General features: G+C 41.3%; 19 protein-coding genes and 1 tRNA gene. 7 read left to right on the top strand and 13 right to left on the bottom strand.

Features of this window, described 5'->3' with window-relative positions:
* The first annotated feature begins 687 nt into the window (after positions 1-687).
* The 4 genes from bsh to ACR2F3_RS13905 all read left to right on the top strand — a co-directional run bounded on the left by bsh (position 688) and on the right by ACR2F3_RS13905 (position 3099).
* Positions 688-1668, top strand: coding sequence for a choloylglycine hydrolase (gene bsh / locus ACR2F3_RS13920; RefSeq protein WP_432710585.1), 981 nt, complete (start codon positions 688-690; stop codon positions 1666-1668).
* Between the two features lie 304 nt (positions 1669-1972).
* Positions 1973-2045: transfer RNA gene (locus ACR2F3_RS13915), tRNA-Lys, on the top strand.
* 194 nt (positions 2046-2239) lie between these two features.
* A complete protein-coding gene (locus ACR2F3_RS13910; RefSeq protein ID WP_432710584.1) occupies positions 2240-2614 on the top strand; it encodes a nuclear transport factor 2 family protein in 375 nt (124 codons plus the stop codon).
* Between the two features lie 104 nt (positions 2615-2718).
* The gene (locus ACR2F3_RS13905; RefSeq protein ID WP_432710583.1) at positions 2719-3099 is read left to right on the top strand and encodes a hypothetical protein; all 381 of its coding nucleotides are present in this window, start codon (positions 2719-2721) and stop codon (positions 3097-3099) included.
* A gap of 113 nt (positions 3100-3212) precedes the next feature.
* Here ACR2F3_RS13905 and ACR2F3_RS13900 read toward each other — a convergent pair whose 3' ends face one another.
* The 3 genes from ACR2F3_RS13900 to ACR2F3_RS13890 all read right to left on the bottom strand — a co-directional run bounded on the left by ACR2F3_RS13900 (position 3213) and on the right by ACR2F3_RS13890 (position 6279).
* Positions 3213-4382 carry a lycopene cyclase family protein gene (locus ACR2F3_RS13900; RefSeq protein ID WP_432710582.1) on the bottom strand — a complete coding sequence of 390 codons (1170 nt, stop codon included), beginning with the start codon at positions 4380-4382 and terminating at the stop codon, positions 3213-3215.
* Positions 4383-4484: 102 nt separating this feature from the next.
* Positions 4485-5303: an oxidoreductase gene (locus tag ACR2F3_RS13895; RefSeq protein ID WP_432710581.1), complete on the bottom strand. Its 819-nt coding sequence runs from the start codon at positions 5301-5303 to the stop codon at positions 4485-4487.
* Positions 5304-5370: 67 nt separating this feature from the next.
* The gene (locus ACR2F3_RS13890; RefSeq protein ID WP_432710580.1) at positions 5371-6279 is read right to left on the bottom strand and encodes an alpha/beta fold hydrolase; all 909 of its coding nucleotides are present in this window, start codon (positions 6277-6279) and stop codon (positions 5371-5373) included.
* A gap of 153 nt (positions 6280-6432) precedes the next feature.
* Here ACR2F3_RS13890 and ACR2F3_RS13885 point away from each other — a divergent pair, with 153 nt between their 5' ends.
* Positions 6433-7404 carry an aldo/keto reductase gene (locus ACR2F3_RS13885; protein WP_432710579.1) on the top strand — a complete coding sequence of 324 codons (972 nt, stop codon included), beginning with the start codon at positions 6433-6435 and terminating at the stop codon, positions 7402-7404.
* 62 nt (positions 7405-7466) lie between these two features.
* Here the strand turns inward: ACR2F3_RS13885 and ACR2F3_RS13880 are convergent, their stop codons facing one another.
* From ACR2F3_RS13880 to ACR2F3_RS13850, 7 genes are all read right to left on the bottom strand, one after another.
* Positions 7467-8234 carry a hypothetical protein gene (locus ACR2F3_RS13880; RefSeq protein WP_432710578.1) on the bottom strand — a complete coding sequence of 256 codons (768 nt, stop codon included), beginning with the start codon at positions 8232-8234 and terminating at the stop codon, positions 7467-7469.
* 172 nt (positions 8235-8406) lie between these two features.
* Positions 8407-9333, bottom strand: a complete 927-nt coding sequence (locus tag ACR2F3_RS13875) for a helix-turn-helix domain-containing protein (RefSeq protein ID WP_432710577.1) — start codon at positions 9331-9333, stop codon at positions 8407-8409.
* 97 nt (positions 9334-9430) lie between these two features.
* Positions 9431-10204: an SDR family oxidoreductase gene (locus ACR2F3_RS13870; protein WP_432710576.1), complete on the bottom strand. Its 774-nt coding sequence runs from the start codon at positions 10202-10204 to the stop codon at positions 9431-9433.
* Between the two features lie 96 nt (positions 10205-10300).
* Positions 10301-10648, bottom strand: a complete 348-nt coding sequence (locus ACR2F3_RS13865; RefSeq protein ID WP_432710575.1) for an EthD family reductase — start codon at positions 10646-10648, stop codon at positions 10301-10303.
* Positions 10649-10866: 218 nt separating this feature from the next.
* A complete protein-coding gene (locus ACR2F3_RS13860; RefSeq protein ID WP_432710574.1) occupies positions 10867-11772 on the bottom strand; it encodes a helix-turn-helix domain-containing protein in 906 nt (301 codons plus the stop codon).
* Between the two features lie 33 nt (positions 11773-11805).
* Positions 11806-12645 carry an oxidoreductase gene (locus ACR2F3_RS13855; RefSeq protein ID WP_432710573.1) on the bottom strand — a complete coding sequence of 280 codons (840 nt, stop codon included), beginning with the start codon at positions 12643-12645 and terminating at the stop codon, positions 11806-11808.
* Between the two features lie 189 nt (positions 12646-12834).
* The gene (locus ACR2F3_RS13850) at positions 12835-13200 is read right to left on the bottom strand and encodes a winged helix-turn-helix transcriptional regulator (RefSeq protein ID WP_432710572.1); all 366 of its coding nucleotides are present in this window, start codon (positions 13198-13200) and stop codon (positions 12835-12837) included.
* Between the two features lie 101 nt (positions 13201-13301).
* Between ACR2F3_RS13850 and ACR2F3_RS13845 the strand changes: the two genes are divergently transcribed.
* Together ACR2F3_RS13845 and ACR2F3_RS13840 are read left to right on the top strand one after the other, a co-directional pair.
* On the top strand, positions 13302-14057 hold the full coding sequence (locus tag ACR2F3_RS13845; protein WP_432710571.1) for an SDR family NAD(P)-dependent oxidoreductase: 756 nt from the start codon (positions 13302-13304) through the stop codon (positions 14055-14057).
* Positions 14058-14382: 325 nt separating this feature from the next.
* Entirely contained in the window at positions 14383-15396 is a 1014-nt protein-coding gene (locus ACR2F3_RS13840) for a sodium:calcium antiporter (RefSeq protein ID WP_432710570.1), read from the top strand.
* Positions 15397-15450: 54 nt separating this feature from the next.
* Here the strand turns inward: ACR2F3_RS13840 and ACR2F3_RS13835 are convergent, their stop codons facing one another.
* From ACR2F3_RS13835 to ACR2F3_RS13825, 3 genes are all read right to left on the bottom strand, one after another.
* Positions 15451-16014 (bottom strand): dihydrofolate reductase family protein, encoded by a 564-nt coding sequence (locus ACR2F3_RS13835; protein ID WP_432710569.1) that lies wholly within the window; start codon positions 16012-16014, stop codon positions 15451-15453.
* A gap of 140 nt (positions 16015-16154) precedes the next feature.
* Positions 16155-17225, bottom strand: a complete 1071-nt coding sequence (locus ACR2F3_RS13830; RefSeq protein WP_432710568.1) for a dipeptidase — start codon at positions 17223-17225, stop codon at positions 16155-16157.
* Between the two features lie 15 nt (positions 17226-17240).
* Positions 17241-18353 (bottom strand): D-TA family PLP-dependent enzyme, encoded by a 1113-nt coding sequence (locus ACR2F3_RS13825; RefSeq protein WP_432710567.1) that lies wholly within the window; start codon positions 18351-18353, stop codon positions 17241-17243.
* Positions 18354-18403 lie beyond the last annotated feature (50 nt).

The raw sequence follows: 18403 nt of genomic DNA, 5'->3' as shown, positions 1-18403 counted from the left end.
GTGCATTCCCTGCATACCACAGAGGAACCGCGAACCCCGTACACACTGTCAGCAGAGCCCACATGGCTCGCAGTGCTAGCACGGCCAACACCGCACAAGAACCGCAAAATGTTTAAAACCCTGCAATCAAAAGATTAGCAGGGTTTTTGCTTTTAGGGAATTGCCAAAATTCACATGAATCGGATCAAGCGGAATTCTTGGGGGGGAATTAAAAATTTCTTTCTTTTGTAGGAGAATTTATGTTTGCTATTTTGAACGAGGCTTCTACCCCTTTAATAAGCTTAGTGCTACCAGAAGGATTCTGGATTATTTCGATTTAACTGGTGTCAGTAAAGATGCGGCCGGGGTTAACATATCCTTGAAGAGAATAATCTGGCCCCTTCAGGCCATCACAAACATAAATTGGAATCTAAAGGCTTTTTCCTGAAGTTCGTTACATGATTTCCCCTTCGTGGGCAGGTCTTTTCTACCCAAACTAGCATTAGCCGGAATTGGGATCTTGTGATACACCCGCATCGTCAATTCATCCGCGGAAATAAACTCACAACAATGAGGATTGAATCCCCAAACACGGCACAGAATTTGTACATATTACCAAATTCAATTTTGGAAATTCGTAGCTGATTGTGCCTATTTTCAGTTTCACCTTTCCAAGTATCACGCAGTAAAGAAAATTGGAGGTAAAGTATGTGCACAGCAACAACGTATAAAGGAAAGGACCATTATTTTGGTCGAAATTTGGATTTGGAATATTCATATAACCAGACGGTTGCAATTACTCCCAGAAATTATCCTTTCAGGTACCGTTCGTTACCGGAATCAGCAAGCCACTTTGCAATGATTGGTATGGCAGTAATAGACGGAGGTTATCCGCTTTATTTCGATGCCACCAACGAAAAAGAGCTTAGTATGGCAGGGCTCAATTTCCCGGATAACGCCGACTATAAACCTGAAGCCAGTGATAAAACAAATGTGGCCTCTTTTGAGTTCATTCCATATATACTCGGACAATTCGAAACGATAGTACAAGTGCGGGAGTGCCTTAAGTCTCTCAATGTTACCAATATTAAATTTAGTGAAGATTTTCCGCCCTCGCCACTGCACTGGATTATCGCCGATAAAAACGAATCTATAACGGTAGAATCGGTTAAAGAAGGGCTGAAGGTGTATGATAATCCGGTGGGCGTACTCACCAATAATCCAACTTTCGACATACAGTTATTCAGCCTTAATGACTACATGAGCTTATCACGTGACGCCCCTACAAATAACTTTTCTCCCGATCTGAAACTCGACACTTATAGCCGGGGTATGGGTGCAATTGGTTTGCCGGGAGATTTGTCATCAAAGTCGCGTTTCGCGAAGGTCGTATTTACGAAAATGAATTCCGTGGCAGGCGATTCCGAATCCGAATCCCTCAGCCAGTTCTTTCACATCCTTGGATCAGTTGACCAGCAAAGAGGCTGCGTTAGGCTTGGAGATAAGTATGAGATAACAATTTATTCATCGTGTTGCAACACTACAAACGGAATATACTACTATAAAACGTACGAAAATAGCCAAATTACGGGTGTTGATATGCATAGCATCGACTTAGACGGCAGTGAGGTCAGTGCTTATCCATTGGTGATGGGTCAGCAAATTAACATGCAGGCAGCCCGGGCTTAATAGACTGATACTATTTCTTCGTGCACATGTCGTCAGCCAAGGTTCGACAGGTTTTATAACAAAATGAAAAATAATCTATTATAGACAAATACTGCAAAATACTCTTGCTTTACTATAGTCAAAGATTACCATAGCTCGTCGTACAGTTTCAGCTTAATATACCACCCAAAATGAACATGGTACTAACTAAATAAATCCTTCAAGAACTAAAAATTATTTTACCTTTTTTGCTTTCAACTGCATTTTTTACAATGTTGGCTCAAAAAAAGTATGACCGAGCTGTTAGTGAAAAAGGCTTGAAGGAGATTCCGTAGCTCAGCTGGTAGAGCATTACACTTTTAATGTAGTGGTCCTGGGTTCGAATCCCAGCGGGATCACAAGAAACAACATCAAAACGTATAAAACCCTGTTAATGCACAATTAACAAAGTTTTTGTTTTTAGGAAATTGCCAAAAACTGCATGGATTCACAAAACTTTGGAAGTTATGTAGATTAGCCATTAATATAAATTAGCTTAGCTAAGCTAACCAAAATAGCAATTTCAAAGAATATCTATTAGATGGCAGAAAGTATGGAAACGATTATAACAGAACACGATATCCTTCAACAGGAAAGTAAACTCTGCAACGCCATTAAATATAGTGACCTCGGAGCACTTGATGAATTATTGCATAAGGATTTATTGTTTGTTATCCCTTCTGGCGAGGTAATCACCAAAGAAATTGATTTAAATACCTATCGTAACGGCGCACTAAAGATCAAAGACTTGCTGCCACAGGTGGAGAACCTAAACATCATTGATGACCTGGCAGTAATTACCTTAAAAATCAAATTAAGCGGAAAATTTAATGACGTACCTTTTGAAGCTACCTATCGTTATATCCGGTTCTGGAAAAGATTTTCCGATGGTATTAAAGTAGTTGGTGGAAGTGGAACAGCTATATGATGGTGATTAGAAAGAACCCGGTGCATTGAACTTTCTGCCCTAAATACTTTTCACACGTGATCTTCGTCACGCCTTTTATAAAACTCATTTCATAAATTGTAATTATGAAAAAGATAAATCTGAAACATATCCACAGTTTGAATGAGGAGGCCATACGTGGGCTGGATTTTTACCAGGAAGAACTTCGCATTCTACAAGGGCGCCTCGACGAGGTTGCAAAAGCCAATTATAATAAAGAAGCAAATATGAAGATGGAGTACTTCCAGGACCAGATAATTATCCAGAGGGATAATATCAATGAACTGCGCCATGACATTCGTAGGCATCTTAGTATAATTAAGGAACAACTAGAGCAATCAGGTGATTATATTTCGGACAGCGCTGACATGGAGGAGCCTATTTTGTATGATAAGTACCTTGAGTTGGAAAAGTCGATCAATGCGCTAAGGCATGAATTTAACCGATTTGCCGCCGAATGGTTGTAAAGGTGCCTTCGCATACAGCCTGGTAAGTGTCCTTTTGAACTTTGACATACTAAAGTTATAGGCCTGGGCTGTATGGGTATGACCTGTTTTGGAGAAGGAAATGAATAATATTGTCAGATTTTATTCCTGAGCACTGTGTTCAAGGCTTTAAGAAACGGAAATGGATCCAGACTAAAAATCACGTGTCTATCTTCAATAATACTCGTTTCAGCATCCAGGAACTTAAATATATGGTTAGCCTCGGTATTTTTGAAAAGGTCGCAAAAGAGCTTATGTCCAGGATATTGTTTATCATCTAAGACATTTAACAAAATTGCATCATACATTTTGTGCTTTTTACTAATATGTTCTTTTAGCAAGTTATTTTTTTCCGGAGGCCACGCCTCCAATATTTTTGTGATTGTTTTTTGAACATTAGTAAAAGTATAGCCGGTTGCGCCACGCGTATCTCCTCCAATCGTACCTATATTTGTAATTCGATTCTTAGTCCTTTTAAACTGATAATCGGTCATGGGAATTACACCAAATTCAGTATGGAGAACCTCATATTCAGAGAGTTTTAGCACATTTTTAATGTACTGTTGAATGGCAACATCATAATCTTCCTGGTTCAGCAACGATTTTGAAAATAAGGTGTATTCTACGAAAAGCTTGTCAGCGCTTATCGGAAGTGAATAGAAAAAAGTTGTACCATGATCCTGCCCGGTCCTGAAGTCCATTAGAAATGCTTCATCCGTGTTCATAGAAATTTCTGCTGACTTGATTACAACGCCTTTGAAATGCTGCAGGAAGTATTGGGTGTGTTTATTAAGTTCAGGTTGTTGATATACGGAGTTAAAGATATAACTGGCCCTGATGGTTGAGGTACTCGTTCGTGCAATGCAAGATTGCTCAGTGCTGTCAATGGATAATACTTCTTCATGAAGAAATTGAACATTGGTTTGTGTTTCAAGAAATGCTAATACATACTGATAGAAGTCGAGGCTATTGATGGAGTTGTAAGAATAACCACCACTTTTTAGGCTGATTTTTTCTCCCGAATTTGAAAAAACAGATAGGTTATGCCAGGTCTTATAAATTAATTCTTCGAATGGAACTTCCCCAGTTTTCCAAAAAGACCAAGTCTTATCGTTTTGTCTCTTTCCAGAATTGTCCAGGATTATTATTTTGGCATCACGCCATTTATTAGCTTTCAATGCCCTATAAGTTAGGCTAAGTCCTGCAAGACCCGCCCCGCAGATTAGTATATCACAATCAAGTTCCTTTTTTAAATTGCTTTCCATAGGCACACAAAACAGCTTTATAAGCTTAATTCTACCCGAGCAAATATATGGAACAGGATATTGTTTTCACCATAGTGTTATATGAGCACAAAGAGCATCACTTTATTTTTTTAACGCCTGCTTCAACATGAGCTTATCTAACATTTTATCAGACAAAATTTTCCTTAATAACAACACCGGTTTCGCCATGTAGCCACCGACGTATCGTGTTTTAGGGTGCGCTGCTTCAATGGCTTTTTTAATCAATTTTGCGATCACAATGGGTTCAGGGTCATTTTCTGCCATGAGCGTAAAAATCTTTTTAAAAGCGGCAGCCAGTTTTCCATAGGCTGTTTTGCCAGAGGTACGCATTAAACTTTCTGCTGCAATATCCCCCCATTCTGATTTTATGCCCCCAGGCTCAATTACAATAACATCAATACCAAATTGCTTAACCTCTACCCTCATGGCATCGCTCAATGCTTCAATGGCAAATTTACTCGCGTGGTACCAGCCGCCAAATGGCATAACCACTTTACCGGCAATTGAGGAAATGTTTACAATTTTGCCATATCTGTTTTCACGCATTTTGGCGAGCACCAATTGTGTTAATCGCATTGCTCCGAAAACGTTTACTTCCAGCTGGTATTTTGCTTCTTCCATGCTCACATCTTCAATTGAACCATACAAACCGAAACCTGCATTATTAATTAATATGTCAATGCGCCCGGCTTCCTCGAATATTTGCTCAACACATGCCTTCATACTTTCGTCTTTTGTGACGTCTATAGGAAGCGTTATAATGCCATAGGTTTTCAGCTCTTCCATTTTTTCGATCCTGCGTGCTGCTCCGTAAACATTATAACCGCATTGTGCCAGGTATATAGCGGTTGATTTCCCAATACCTGATGAAGCTCCTGTAATTAACACTGTTTTCGCCATTACTATTTTTTATATAACCGGTGATATGAGATGCTATGGAGTTTATTTGATGAGTAATAGGTGAAAATTATGTGGATTTCAAAAATTCCAGTATTGCATTTCCAACCCTTTCAGGTTGCTCTTCCTGAATAAAGTGGCCACACCCCTTGATCTCTTTTAATTCTAGGTTTTTGATATAATCTGGTAAGGATGTTTTGAGCAAAGCAAATGCGGTGCTACTTCCAATCGCTAAACTTGGTGCCAATATCACCGGCATTTTGGGTAAGTCTCTAATATCTTCTGTAAACGCCTGATACCATCCGTTAGCGCCTCTGATCGCGTCTTTATTTTCATAAGCCAGTGCATAAACCTTTCTGTCAAAATCATTTATACTTGATTTGTCAGCAAGCAATTTATCAAAAACCCAACTTTGAACCATATGAAAGCGTCCTTCCAACAAGAGTTCTGGCAACTCCTTTACCTGGTTAAAGGCGATCCACCAAGGATGAATGGGGGCACCTACTGGCAACATCGGGATTTTATAAAGCGGCTCTCCAGGATGTGGCGACTCCAAAACAATTAGTTTGTCGGTTAACCCGGGAAAGTGGCCCGCAAAACTTATTGCTATGCCTGCCCCGATGTCATGGCCAGCAATACTTACTTTAGGAAGTCCCAATTTTTTAATTAGTGAAGCAATGTCTCCTGCAATATTCTTCTTACTATATCCTTCCATGGGTTTGTCTGAAGACCCCATCCCTCTATAGTCCAACGCGATTACACGGTGGTGAGCTGCTACCATGGGCATGATTTTGTGAAAGCTCCACCATGTCTCTGGCCAGCCAGGCAGTAGTATCAATGTTGAACCTTTACCACCTTCTACATAGTGTAGTTTGGTTCCTTCTACCTCTTCATAATGATTAGTGAAACCCGGCAACAGGCTCACAAGATATTTATCATCATATTTCTCTTTTTCCGGTAATGTTGCGTTTGAATTCATACATTTTTTGTTTTGTGAAATTTGTGAAGTGCTGGGTGCATTAATATTATGGTAAACACCCTATAAATCTACGAGTTACAGGTTAAAGCATCAAACTATTGTGTATCATTCGCTGTTTTTGATTAGGGTAATAATTCGATCCACGATCATAATATGGAAGACATCAAAAAAATTCAATTGGGCCAGAATGGCCCCTATGTTTCTAAGCTAGGTTTAGGCTGTATGCGCATGTCGTCTATCTGGGGCGGACCAACTCCAGATGAAGCGGAAAGCATTGCGACAATTCAGGAAGCATTAGATCGTGGCATCAATTTTTTGAACACAGGCGATTTTTATGGCGCCGGGCACAATGAGTTGCTCATTGGTAGAGCCATTAAAGGAAGGCGTGACGATGCCTTCATCAGTGTAAAGTTTGGGGCTATCTTTCACAATGGCCAGTGGCTTGGAATGGACCTGCGGCCCATCGCGATCAAGAATTTTATTAATTATTCCCTTACCCGTCTGGGGATTGAAACAATTGACCTCTACCAGCCCAGCAGGATGGATAACAGTGTACCTGTGGAAGACATCATCGGTACAGTTGCCGATCTTATTAAAGAAGGTAAAGTGCGTAACATTGGTGTATCGGAAATAACTGCCGCCCAGCTTCGCAAAGCGAACAGTGTCCATCCAATAGCTGCTTTAGAGTTCGGATATTCCTTGGCAGATCGGGAGATAGAACACGACGTGTTGCCTGCCGCAAAGGAGCTAGGCATTGCCGTAGTGGCTTTCGCCAACACCGCAGAAGGATTGCTCACGGGTGATATGAAAGCGCCGCTTCCCGAAAATGATTATCGTATACATTTCTCCCGTTTTAACGGTGAAAACCTGGTACATAACCTGGAAAAAGTAGAAGTGTTAAAACAACTGGCCCGTGATAAGGGCTGTACACCTACACAGCTGGCCATCGCCTGGGTAAACGCTCAGGGAGAGCAGATTATGCCTTTGGTGAGCATGAGCCGGAGGTCTCGCCTACCCGAGAATATCGAAGCAATGAACATTGTGATTACAACTGAGGAAATGCAAAGCCTAAATACAACTTTTGCTGTAGGTGCTATTCGGGGCAGCACTTATCTACAGCGTTAATGCCAAGCGGTCAGATCACATTCCTTCCGTACCCCAGACAACATCGATACGCTCAATCCTTTTCATGTTTTTTTGCTCACGTTGTATTGTGAGCAAATCATAGCAATACCACTGAATGCAAAACATTCTAAAGAACTGACAATGTTGACCGCATCTTTATCTGGCCCCGCAAACCAGGCTGGGAGATGCAATAAAACCAGCCATAGTAAGAGCATAATGGCGAGTAACAAAGATACCTGTGTTCTCCAAACATTTATCGCAATAAGTATACCTGAACCAAATAATGCTATACCTGTTCCATAGGTCCAAAATGATGTAAAAGGGATCCATTTTGGAACCAGCGACCTCACAAAATCGAAGTACAAATAATGATCTGTACCAAATAAAACGAGCATGATACAAAACATGTAGAGCCCGATTGGGCCAATTATTTTGGCAAATTTAGGTGTGGGTATACCCTGCTGATTATCCGTAGTACCGGCAATCAAAAATGCACCGCCAATAAGGGCGAATAATTTAATGGTATCCGTCCAATAGGCAAGGATCTCCGGTTGATTTGTTAACCGGTTGGGTAAATGACCCAGGAGTAGAAAACTCAATAATATAATACCTAGAAATTCGGCTATAATCTTTTTCTCTTTAATGAAAATGATTCCCACTCCAATGTTTACCAGCAATAAGCCAAATAACAATGGCAGTACTGTAAATTTTTCTTGTGGTGGCATAGGTAAAAAAACAGGCCTGAACCCCGGATAAAAAAAATGAACTAATCCCAGTCCGGTAATAGCGATACCGTATATCGTGGTGCCTGTTTGCGTGTAATTTCTCATGGTAATTGATGGCTATCTGGTGTATAATTGCAAATTATAATCATAGCCTTACCACTATGAATAGAAAAATTCTATCCATAAAACGCTGATATTCTTAATTTTGTATATTAAATAGCGGTTAAAGAATGTACAAAAATGGTCAACGCTAAAAGAAATCCTCGTTCAATCTTAGCTATGATAAAATGTTAAGCGACGACCTAAACTGCACAGGTGAAACCTTGGTTTTTATTTTAAATAATCTGCTAAAAGATTGCGAATGCTCAAATCCTAACTGGTAAGCAACCTCGCTAACCGTCAGCCTGGTGGTTGAAAGCAGTTCTTTAGACCTTTCAATAAGTTTTTCGTGTATATGTTGCTGGGCATTTAACCCGGTGAGCGATCTCAGCATATCACTTAGATAGTTTGGTGTATAGTTTAACTTTTCTGCCAGGTATTGTACCGTAGGTACGCCTTGATCGATGGCTTTTTCTTCGCGGAAATATGCATTCAGTTGTTCTTCCAGTTTCTCGAGCAGATCACTGGTCGCGGCCTGCCGGGTCAGGAACTGTCGTTTGTAAAAGCGTTTGGCATAACTCAGCAGCAATTCGATCTGAGCAATGACCACTTCATGGCTAAAATCGTCAATCCGGTTTGCTAATTCTTCCTGAATAATGCTGAAGACAGCGGAAATAGTGCTTCTCTCCCGCTCAGAAAGGTGTAATGCCTCATTCGAGGCGTAGGTGAAAAACCCATACTGCTTGATCTTTGCGGCAAGCGGATAACCCTGAAGAAAATCCTGGTGAAAGATTAACGAATAACCTTCATTTCCTTTATAAATGGCAGTGCTGCCCACAATTTGATTGGGTGCGGTGAATACCATACTTCCCTCATCGAAGTCGTAATAACCCTGGCCGTACCTGAATTGCCCTCCTAGTTTAGCAATAAAGGAGATTTTGTAAAGTGTGGTGACATAGCTAACCGGAAGCCGGCTTAAGTTTATACTTTCTTCCCTGGTATCCAACAGTGAAATCAGTGGATGAGCAGGTCCCGGAATACCCAGCATACGGTGAATCTCATTGATGGATTCCAGTTTTTCGATTTTTGGAGTGTCGTTTTTCATGTGCTATGTTCATGCAAGGTAGTAAATATGACCGGGGAGCATTGCATCCACCGGTCATGATTAAGTTGAAATCGGCTAATTGCAACCGTTACCTGGCTTACCAGGGCATCGGTCCCTCAGGGCCGGTAAAACTGCCGGTTGGACCGTCTGTTTCCAGGGCAACCCTTATTGGTTCTCGTGAACCTACTTCCAGGCTGTCTGTACCCTGAAAATTGTTCAGCGCAGTTTTCGTATAACCCGGGCTGGTGGCATTGACCTTGATGTTTTCTTTTTCCAACTCTAAAGCAAAGGCCAAAGTAACGGCGTTAAGGGCGGTTTTAGAGGCCGCGTAAACTATGCCGAAGTGTTCTCTTGCCCAGCATTCCGGGTCGGAGATCCAGGTCAATGAACCAAGTCCGCTCGATACATTGACAATACGTGCGGCCGATGATTTACGCAATAAAGGTAATGCAGCCTGGGTAACCGCAATAACTCCGAATACATTGGTTTCCCAAACCGTACGTACCTCATCCAGCGAAACATTAACTGCCCGCCCGGTGCTCATCAGTTCTTCAGGGCTTTTAGGGCTTGTTCCACCATGAGATATTCCTGCATTATTCACCAGCAGGTCCAGCCTGCCGTATTCACTTTCAATACGCTTTACTGCAGCATTGATGCTTGTTTGGTCGGTAACATCCAGTTGAATGGCTTTTGCATTTTCACCGATTTCTGCGGCTGCCTTTTCTCCGTTCTCCAGTTTCCTGGAACCCAGGTATACTATATAACCATGAGCAGCAAGTGCTTTGGCGATTTCATTGCCAACACCCTGGTTGGCACCGGTTACTAATGCAATAAGTGGCGTGTTTGTCGTTGATTCAGTTTTATTTTCCATGTGATTACGATATTTTGATGTAAGCAAAAGTCATCGTAAAAGTTTATGATAAAGTAACTTAATCAGGGACACTTGTAACCAAAATCACAGAGATCATCATTTTAGAACCTCACTCACCAGAATAACAGGAATAACATCGGTGTAGTTTTTAAAATCGGCACGGATGGCATCCCTGTTAGGTGTTACCGCGGACTGGTAATCACTTAAGCGCTTCACATAAAATGTACCGATTGCCATAAAGGGTAAAGGTTGATTAGGCAAACCATTCGACAGCCCTTTTTCAATGGTGTATCTTACCAAATTATCACCCAAATAACCCGCTACCATTGGCATGTGCTTGGTTTCGTAGTAGGCCAGATCGAAGGTTTTCCCCTCAGCATAAGGGTACATCACGGAAATCTTAATTAAGCCTTTCTCAGATTGCTTTTCTTGACTAAACGCCATGACACAAGTAGTTAAAAGTAAAAACGATAGAATTAGTTTAGATTTCATAACTTGTTGATTATTAATTGTAAATATTCAAATTATTTATGAAATTACCCTACAAATCATAGGTTAAATTGGATTCTGGTCAGGTTGCTGGTAACTGCAGACTTGCCTGAAAGCGCAGCCCAAACCTGCGCAAGGCTTTATGGTTTTAATGGGAAATTAAGCAAACTCAATCAATTAAACCTGGCCCGGAATTGCCTTGGTGTGATATGTGTCTTATTTTTAAATAATTTACTAAAGGACTGTGGGTAGTCAAAGCCCAATTTATAGGCAATTTCACTAATTGATAGATCCGTTGAGCTCAATAGCGTTTTAGCTTTACTAATTAATTTAAGCTGTATATGTTGCTGTGCACTGTGGCCAGTTGTGCTGCGCAGCATGTCGCTTAGGTAATTGCTCGAAAGATGGAGTTTGTTAGCCAACTGCGCTACACTGGGTAGCCGCTGAGCCTGTGCCCCATCATGGTTGAAATATTCGTCTAACAACTGCTCAAATGAGGTCAATAGTTTATTACCGGCTTGTTTGCGCGTCAGGAATTGCCGGTGATAAAACCTGTTGCAGTAGCTTAATAACAGTTCGACCTGTTTGATAAGGATATCATGCGAAAATGTATCAGTCGTCTTTTCACTCTCCTTGGCAATATCGTTCATCAAAACGGTGATCATCTGCTCCTCCTCTTCTGATAAATGCAAAGCTTCATTAACGGCATAGGAAAAGAAACCGAATTGGCCGATCTCTTTTCCAAGTGAAAAACCCTGTATGAAATCAGCATGGATCACAAGCCACAAGCCTTCCAGTTCCCAATCATCACGGATTTCTGTAATGACCACCTGGTTAGGCGCAAAGAACGACATGATGCCATCGTCATAGTCATAATGCTGTTGACCGTATCGCATACGACCGTTAAAATTCTTCTTTAAGGAGATGCAATAAAATCCATAGGTCACCGACTCCAGCTTTTGATCATCGAAGCATTTGATCTTTGAATAATCGATTACGCTGATGAGTGGGTGCTTTGGCTTAGGAAGTTCCAGGAGTTCATGTAACACCCGTATGGATTGGATAGCATATGGTTTCATGCTGATAAGAGTTAATAGAATTTACTTTTAAAGCTAATCAAAATCTGTGGATAAGGTAAGTTCACGCCATTGTTCAAATTCGGCATCTTCCTGCTTCCGCTTATTTAACACAAGTTCATAGGTGTCTGGACCTAGTAAAAGATGTAATGGCGGCTGCTCCATCTCCGTAATCTGAACTAATATCTTTGCTAATTTGTCAGGGTCACCTGGCTGCTGCCCACTTAATTCAGACCAGGTTTTTTCTGCCTCATCTATCCCGTACACATCAATTCTGTTTTTTACATATTGGAGAGAGTTCATGAATTCTGTCCTAAATTGTCCCGGTGCTACCACAGTAGTTTTAATGCCAAAAGGTTTAATTTCCTGTGCCAAAGCTTCGGTAAGTCCGACAATAGCAAATTTGGCCGCATTGTAACTGGATGCGTTAGCAAAACCAACATATCCCGCATTTGAAGAGATATTGATGATGTGCCCGGACTCTTGCTTGCGCAGGTATGGCATCACGTTTCTAATGATGTTAATGGTTCCAAATAAGTTTACATCTATTGTGCTTCGAAATTCATCGTCTGACATTTCCTCCATGCTTCCAACCAAAGAATAACCGGCATTGTTAACCACCACATCTATCCTTCCGAAATGGGATACCGCTTTGTTTATGGCGGTATGAACCTCGGCATCAGAGGTGATATCAAGTGCCAGCGGAAAGAAGTTTTCTTTGTTTAACGTTATTTCGTCTTCCAGTGCCGCTACGTTACGACTGGTGGCCACTACTTGATGTCCGCCTGACAGGAGTATTTTTGTGAGTATTAACCCCATCCCTTTTGAAGCGCCAGTAATTAGCCATACTTTTTTTTGCTGATCTGTATTGTTCATATATGCTGAATTTTATAATACAAAATTCTCTTATAATGAGGAGCATAAAGTATCCTGATTACAGGAAAACGTGTCTATATTACTGGTAAATAAAAACCAGATTTGTTTCACCAGAATTTGTACCATGTCAGCTATAAAGAAAGGTATGGTTAAAAAAATACGTGCTCGGCTGAACAGAAAATGGAACAATTAAGTGCTCATTTTTTCTCCAATAATTTCTCTCCGATGTGCCAAACCCCAATCCGTAAGGTTGTTAATAATGGTTTGCAAAGTTTTACCATGTTCGGTAAGCCCATACTGTACAGTTACCGGGTGGGTGTCTAATACCGTTCGTTCGATCAGTTTATTTACCTCCAGTTCTTTTAATTCCTTGCTCAGCATCTTGTTGGAAATCCCTTCGACATCATTTAGAATGTCTGAAAACCGCCGTTTGTTATAAAGGCAAACGGATGAAATAATATAGATTTTCCATTTACCGCTTAGCACGTCCATCGCATCGTGGATGGCTCTCATTTCTACTCTACGATCCAGATTTATTTCTTTTTTGCACGCCATATGTTACTTCGTTACCTCTAGGTTACTGTTACTTTTAGTTACGAAGTTACAATTTGTTATTAAGGTACACTAGATTTGTAATCAAATAACATTTAATAATAATGAAGAAATTAGAAAACAAAGTAGCCGTGGTTACAGGTGCCTCAAAAGGAATAGGTGCTTCAATAGCTAAAAATTTCGCGGCAGCCGGTGCAAAGGTTGTAGTGAATTACGCTTCAAGTAAAGAAGGTGCAGATCAGGTTGTAAAAGAAATTATCGATAAAGGTGGTATTGCCATTGCGGTTCAGGGTGATGTATCGAATGAGGCAGACTTATTCAGGCTGTTTGAAGAAACAAAAAGTGCCTTTGGAACATTGGACATTTTAGTAAACAATGCGGGTATTTATAAATATGAAGCCATCGAACTGGTATCCCCAGCGACCATCCAACAGCATTTTAATATCAATGTGATGGGCTCGCTCCTGGCTATTCGTGAAGCTGTAAAACTGTTTGGTGATAAAGGTGGGAATATCATTAACATCAGCTCTGGGGCAAGCAATACCCCCCTGCCTACTGGCTCCGTTTATTCTGCTAGTAAAGCAGCGTTAGATGCCGTTACCATTGCTTTATCAAAGGAATTCAGCGGCAAAAACATTCGCATTAACTCTATTTTACCGGGTGTAGTCGAAACTGAAGGTTCGCATACTGCAGGCTTCATTGGAAGTGACTTTGAAGCGAAGTTAGTTTCCACCACACCGCTTGGCCGTACAGGTAAACCGGAAGACATTGCGAAGGTTGCCGTGTTTCTTGCTTCCGACGATGCGGCCTGGATTACGGGTGAGAAAATATCGGTATCCGGAGGCCTTTACGGTGTATAAAGTTAAAAAACAAAGTAGCCGTGGTTACAGGCGGCAATAGTGGTATTGGATTCGGTATTGCCGAAACATTCAAAAACGAAGGGGCAGTACTCTGAATTTATCGTTGGAACCGAGATTCTTTCAGACGGCGGCATGACTAATATTAGTTTAATGAAATAGTGACTGGTGTGAAAATTTCATAAAACACACCAGAGTGATCGGCGTCATGTGGATATCGAAAAAATAGCCTGATCTTGATTCCAGCAACCCGTTATTCGATCATAAAGAATAAGGATGAGCATAGCTCTGCTAAATTGCCCCCAATTTTCCAAAGATGTGAAATAATATGCCAGACGTTTATTTAAACTTTTCGGGGCTAATAATCAGTGCGTTGGTGATCATTTATAGTGGCACAAAACTTAGCTATTGGGGAGACAAAATTGCCGACCTTACCGGATTGGGGAAAGCCTGGGTAGGACTTATATTAATGGCCTCCGTAACCTCGCTGCCCGAGCTGATCACTGGCATTAGCTCGGTGGCCATTGTTAAAGCGCCCGATCTTGCTGCAGGTGACGTTTTTGGGAGTTGTGTTTTTAATTTACTTATACTTTCTGTGCTTGATGCCCTTATTAAAAAGCCACTATTCTCTATTGTCAAATCCAGTCATATTGTTGCTGCCATTTTTGGAATCATTCTATTAATGGTGGCAGGTATGGCTATTTATCTTTCTGATGTGATTCCTTCCGTTTTATGGATGAGTAGTTTCACTTTTTTACTTTTTGCCTTATACCTGACCGCCATGTGGGGGATTTTTAATTTTGAGCATGCAGCATTAATTGAATCACCTCCCTCACCAAGGCAGCATGGTGGCTACAGGGCTGCTGAATTGAAAAAAGCCCTGGGGTATTATGCTTTTAATGCGGTAATCGTAATTGTTGCTGCTATATTTCTTCCTTATTTTGGTGAAGCGGTTGCTTCATACACTGGTTTAAGTAACACTTTTTTCGGCACGCTGTTTATTGCCATAACCACCTCATTACCTGAATTAGTGGTTTCTTTGGCTGCTTTAAAAATAGGTGCATTAGATATGGCAGTTGGAAATTTACTGGGAAGCAACATGTTTAATATGTGTATCCTGGGAATTGATGATGTTTTTTACGGTGAAGGTTCTCTATTTAAGAATATATCATCATCGCATTTGTTGACCGTTTTTGTTACGATCATCATGACGGCCGTGGTTGGACTAGGACTTCTATTTAAGCCCAAGAAAAAGCAGTTATGGTTATTAAGTTTGGATACATTCATTATTCTTTTTTTATATGTGTCACTTATTACCTACCTGTACTTTGTAAGTAAGTAAAATCTTTACTTATTTATTAAATAAGGTGAATGACCCGCAGTTTTGCTGCATAGGTTAGTGTTCGGATTTAGAATAATGGAGTGCTACAAATCCTGATTTAAGGACTACTGTGTCTATAAGGTTTAATTGCAACCTTTCTTGCAGCTTAAGCTCTCCGATCAATTTTTCGCCTTCTCCTGCGATGATAGGATGAATAACGACATAATATTCATCGATCATATTAAGTGCTATCAACTGTGAGGAGAGCGTTATACCACCAAGTAGTATGTTTTTACCCGGTTCATTTTTTAATTTATGGATTTCAGCCTCAAGGTGACCATGAACAAGTCTGGTGTTTTTATCGTCAGTTTGTGATAATGTTTGCGAGAAGACAACCTTATTAATGGCATTAAATATTTTTGCAAATTCGTTAATAGCCGTGTCTTCACCTACGTGTTCTTTTTCGTAATCTGGCCAGAATGGCACCATCAACTCATAGGTTTTACGTCCATAAACAAGTAAATCCACTTCCTTTAAAAGCTGCATAAAGTAGGTGTGTACTTCGTCATTCGCAATAGATTTGGTGTGGTCGTAACAGCCGTCCAACGTAATGTTGATGGCAAAGATTAACTTTCTCATCGTGTTAACTTTAATATTTCTATTAAAATTAACAATTGGTATCGAAAAAAACCAACGCTTTATTGGGAGGTTAAAAATCTGCAAAAGGACGTATTTTGGCTATACTTTTGTACTATTAGGTACATGCACGGGTTACCAGTTTATGTCCAAACCTTTCTTAAAAATCTAAGCCAGTTACCATGCATAAGTTTGGCTACATCGGCTTCGGTGTAGCCACGCTTATCAAACAAAGCGGGAACTTTATCGAGGTCGGCAATGCTCTCCAAATCATAGGGGCATTGCTCTTTTCCATAGCCACCGTCTAAATCTGAGCCTATGCCCACGTGGTCTGCATTTCCGGCCAGCTGGCAGATATGGTCGATGTGATCAATCATCACCTCCAGGTTGCATTGCATGCCCAATGGTGTGGAAACTTTTCTTTCCCAATTAGGCACCATCATCCAGGCATCCAAAGCAGCGCCAATTACAGCTCCCCTATTAATTAATTCCTTGATCTGCTCATCTGTAAATTGGCGGTTATGGTTCACTAAAGCCCGGCAGTTGTTATGTGACGCCCATACTGCACCATAAAAATGGTCCAGAGCGTCGCGAAAACTTTCATCACTCAAATGAGTAGCATCGAGTATGATATTTAACCGCTCCATTTCTTTTAGCAGTGCATGCCCCTCTGGCCCCATTTTTCCTGTGGCGTTGGTACCTTGTGCATACCTACCGCGTCCGTAATGCGCCGGGCCCACTGCCCTTAATCCCATTTCGTAAGCAATTTCCAGGTATCCTACATCAACAATAGAATCTGCTCCTTCCAGACTAAGGATATACCCGATGGGTTTTTCTTTGACAGGTAATTCATTTTGCCATAAAACCAGGTGCTTTTCTAAACCTTCCAGGTCTTTTACCTGCACTAGCTCCCCTTCTTTTTCCATTGCCTTGTACCAGGCTAACTGTCCTTGTGTTTGTGCCCAGGCTTGTTCTGGAGAATGCCATCCAGGTAAGGGATTATCAGGGGCTACATAACGTGCGATTTGTGTGGCCACTACAAGTCCGATATTTCCTTTTCTTAGCTCTGGAAAACTAACCACAGCATTACCACGGTCTGGTTTATCGGTTAGACCATATTCCCGCTCATTGATCAAGTTTAACGGAAGCCGAAGGTCTCGGTTCCATTCCATGGCATTCATACTTAGATCAAGGTGTGCATCTATCTTAAACATAACTTGTAAATAGTTTTAAATGGTCTCTTTTCTTTTTCTTGAACTGATCTTCCACACTTCCGGAGGTCTTTCTGATGAGACACTCAAGACGTCGTCGTATAGGGCTACCGTCGGGCAAACGTGGTGCGGTAGTCCATATAAAACATCGCCAACTTTATAGCCATGCTGGACTCCGGCGTTTAACACCAGGTGTTCCTCGCTTTGGCTTACCGGAACCAGGTTTGGCGCATTGAGAAAGGTTACCCTGCGTGACAATTCATTCTCTGCTGAAACGGCTTTATGCCCAAGGTCGGTACAGATCAGCTGCTCATCTGGCAGAGACACGACCCGTGAAACCAACACCGCCGCGGGTAGGAAATGTTGTTCCTGGAAGGCCTGCTGGTAACCATTGTCCCATAAGGCAAAGGTGCCCGGACTGCATTCAAAATCTGTGGCTACCGCATAAATAGGGAAACTTGGTGTACCACCTGCAATGATGGTTGGTTTTTGATGGTACCGTTGCTCGATCTGCCGACTTAAATCATGGAGTACGTGAATGATCTCCGTAACTTTCTGTTGCCGGATGCCATAATCACTGTCATGAATATGACCGTCATAGGCATGGAAGCCCAGCAACGTCAATCCTTCCAGTGCAGTGATGTATTCATACAGTCTAAATGCTTTGTCAGGATGGATGCCTGTGCGATTCATGCCTACATTAAGATCAATATAGACTCTTATCGTGGTTTTGTGTTCCCGTGCAAGATTAGCCATGCTGGTAGCCGTCTCCGGGTTATCAACCAGGCAGGAGAAGCTGGTTTTAGGAAATCGTTCTTGTAAGGCGATAAAGCGTGTGATATTCGGCCCTACTGGTTGATAAGCCAGCAACACATCGGGCGCTTCACAACTGCCAAGCATCTCTGCTTCCGCGATGGTTGCACACTTAAACTTCTGCAATCCAGCTTCCAGTAATAGCTTTGTCACTTCCACAGATTTATGTGTTTTAACATGTGGACGCAAACGGCTTTTATCATCAATCATACTGATCAACAAGTCTATATTGTGCCTGATTCGGTCTTCATAAAAGACCAGTCCGGGGGAACTGACGTGTGCCACAACATCTAATTCATACCAGTTTGGTTTGTTCATGATTTGGCGATTAATGAGGTGATCACTTCTATCTGGTTTTGATTAATAAA

The organism is Pedobacter sp. (genome assembly GCF_045627485.1).
Classification (GTDB): domain Bacteria; phylum Bacteroidota; class Bacteroidia; order Sphingobacteriales; family Sphingobacteriaceae; genus Pedobacter.
The sequence above is the reverse complement of the archived record's forward strand: the minus strand, read 5'-3'. Positions and strand labels throughout refer to the sequence as shown.